Source organism: Xanthobacter sp. BG11Y11_SDJG (assembly GCF_057364445.1).
Genome location: NZ_JBNFNU010000475.1, coordinates 1 through 2890 on the forward strand (window position 1 = coordinate 1; position 2890 = coordinate 2890).

Sequence of the window (2890 nt, forward strand, 5' to 3'; positions counted from 1 at the left end):
GCCGGCGCCCGCGCCACCAGCGGCCCGGCCCCCGAGACGCTGGAGCCGTGCCGGCCAGTCCGCCTTCAGGATGCCCTCCTCGAAGGCGGCGGCCGGCAAAGCGAGGTCCGGCACGGTTCGCAGCGCCGCCACCGCGAGCCCGGCATTGGCGATCTGGTGCGGCCCCACGAGGCGCGCCGCGGCAGGTCGAGCAGGCCGTTCTCGTCCGCATAAGCGAGGCGCCCGGCATCGTCGGCGATGCTCCAGTGCTGGCCGCCGATGAAGACCGGGGCGCGGCCGCGCCGCCGCGCGCGCGATCACCGCCTCCGCCTCGCTGGCCTGGACGCCCGACACCACCGGAACCAGGCGCTTGATGATGCCGGCCTTTTCGCCGGCGATGGCGGCGAGTGTCGAGCCGAGGAAATCCACATGGTCGATGGAGACCGGGGTGATGACGCTCAGCGCCGGCGTCTCCACCACATTGGTGGCATCGAGCCGGCCGCCGAGGCCCACTTCCAGCAGCAGCACGTCCGCCGGCGTGTCGGAGAACAGGAGGAACGCGGCCGCGGTGGTGATCTCGAACAGGGTGATGGGCGCGCCGGCATTCGCGGTCTCGGCGCGCTCCAGCGCCTCGGCGAGCGGGCCGTCCTCCACCAGATGTCCGGCCAGGCGGATGCGCTCGTTGAAGCGCACCAGATGCGGCGAGGTGTAGACGTGGACCCGCTGTCCCGCCGCCTCCAGGATGGCGCGCATGAAGGCGATGGTAGAGCCCTTGCCGTTGGTGCCCGCCACGTGGATCACCGGCGGCAGCCGCCGCTCCGGATGGCCGAGCGCCGCCATCAGCCGCTCCATGCGCGCGAGCGACAGGTCGATCTTCTTGGGATGCAGAGCGGAGAGCCGGTCCAGGATGGAATCCGGCGCCCGCATGGGCTGGGCTAGGGCCATCTTCGTCTTCTTTCGAGGCCCCGCGGCGGCGGGGCCGTCAGGCCGCGGAAGCGGGCGGCGCGGCCTCCGGTGCGGACGGCCGCGGCAGCCGCGCCTTGGGGGGAAGGGCCGGGGCGCGCATGAGCAGCCGGCACAGGCGGCCCAGCGTCTCGCGCATCTGGTGGCGGTGCACCACGAGGTCGATCATGCCGTGGTCGCGCAGATACTCGGCCCGCTGGAAGCCCTCGGGCAGCTTCTCGCGGATGGTCTGCTCGATCACGCGCGGGCCGGCGAAGCCCACCAGCGCGCCCGGCTCGGCGATGTGGATGTCGCCCAGCATGGCGTAGGAGGCGGTGACGCCGCCGGTGGTCGGGTTGGTGAGCACGACGATATAGGGCTTCTTCGCCTCGCGCAGTTCCTGGATCGCCACAGTGGTGCGCGGCAACTGCATGAGGGAGAGGATGCCTTCCTGCATGCGCGCCCCGCCGGAGGCGGCGAACATGATGAAGGGGGTGCCGTTCTGCGCTGCGGTCTGCAGCCCGGTCACCACCGCCTCGCCGGCGGCCATGCCGAGCGAGCCGCCCATGAAGCCGAAATCCTGAACCGCGATCGTGACCGGCAGTTCCTCCAGCATCCCGGTCGCGACCTTCACCGCATCCTGGTAGGAGGTCTTGGCGCGCGCGTCCTTCAGCCGGTCCACATAGCGGCGTTCGTCGCGGAACTTCAGCGGGTCGACCGCCACCTCGGGAAGGGCGACCTCTTCATAGGCGCCGTCGTCGAAGGTGTTCTTCAGCCGCGTCACCGCGTCCATGCGCATGTGATAGCCGGAGCCGGGAATGACGAACTGGTTCGTCTCCAGGTCCTTATGGAACACCATCTGCCCGGTCTCCGGGCACTTCACCCAGAGGTTCTCCGGAACCTCGCGGCGCGCCAGGAAATCGCGGATCTTCGGGCGGACGACGTTGGAAATCCAGTTCACGGGCATCTCCGGCGGATCGGCGCGGCGGCGTGTTGCAGCGCGGCGTGCCACGGCACACCTCTAAAGGCAAGCCGAGCGCGGCGAAAGTGCGGCGTCGGGCGGCGCCGGCGCCGTTCAGCGTCGCACGGCGCGCACCGCATCGGCGAGCGCGCGGGCGAGCTGCTCCACGGCGGGCACGGTCTGGGCGTCTCCTTGCCGTGGGAATCGAGACTGGCGCGCACCGTTTCCACCAGCGCCGAGCCCACCACCACGGCGTCGGCTCCCTGGGCGATGGCGGCCGCCTGTTCGGGGGTCTTCACGCCGAAGCCCACCGCCACCGGCAGCGCGGTGTGGCCCTTGATGCGCTTGACCGCCGCACCCACCGCATCGGCGTCGGGCGTGGCCGAGCCGGTGATGCCGGTGATGGAGACGTAATAGACGAAGCCCGCCGTGTGCTTCAGCACCGCCGGCAGGCGCTTGTCGTCGGTGGTCGGGGTGGCGAGGCGGATGAAGTCGATGCCCGCGGCCAGCGCCGGCAGGCACAGTTCGTCATCCTCCTCCGGCGGCAGATCGACGACGATGAGCCCGTCCACGCCCGCAGCCTTGGCGTCCGCCAGAAAGCGGTCGACGCCATAAACGTAGATGGGATTGAAATAGCCCATGAGCACGATCGGGGTGGCGCCGTCGCCCTCCCGGAACGCCTTCACCATGCCCAGCGTCTTGGCGAGCGTCTGGCCGGCGCGCAAGGCGCGCAGGCCGGCGGCCTGGATCGCCGGGCCGTCCGCCATGGGATCGGTGAAGGGCACGCCCAGCTCGATCACGTCCGCGCCCGCGCCGGGCAGGGCCTTGAGGATTTCGAGCGAGGTGTCGAGGTCGGGATCCCCGGCGGTGATGAAGGTGACGAGGCCGGGCCGCCCTTCCTGAGCAAGAGCCTTGAAGCGGTCGTCGATGCGGGTCGGGCTGGAGGTCGGGCTGGTGGTCGGGCTGGTCGATGGAAGGTCGCCGGATTTTATTGGCCGTGCCGCGGGC

Annotated in this window: 2 protein-coding genes and 1 pseudogene; all 3 read right to left on the minus strand. The window is 70.9% G+C overall.

Going from position 1 to position 2890, the window contains the following annotated elements:
• Positions 1-924, minus strand: a 924-nt coding sequence (locus tag AC2W7M_RS23105) for a bifunctional folylpolyglutamate synthase/dihydrofolate synthase (protein WP_486135244.1), incomplete at its 3' end; no start/stop codon positions are given.
• A gap of 37 nt (positions 925-961) precedes the next feature.
• Positions 962-1882 carry an acetyl-CoA carboxylase, carboxyltransferase subunit beta gene (accD, locus tag AC2W7M_RS23110; protein WP_486135246.1) on the minus strand — a complete coding sequence of 307 codons (921 nt, stop codon included), beginning with the start codon at positions 1880-1882 and terminating at the stop codon, positions 962-964.
• A gap of 114 nt (positions 1883-1996) precedes the next feature.
• Positions 1997-2874, minus strand: a pseudogene (trpA, locus tag AC2W7M_RS23115) (tryptophan synthase subunit alpha).
• Positions 2875-2890 lie beyond the last annotated feature (16 nt).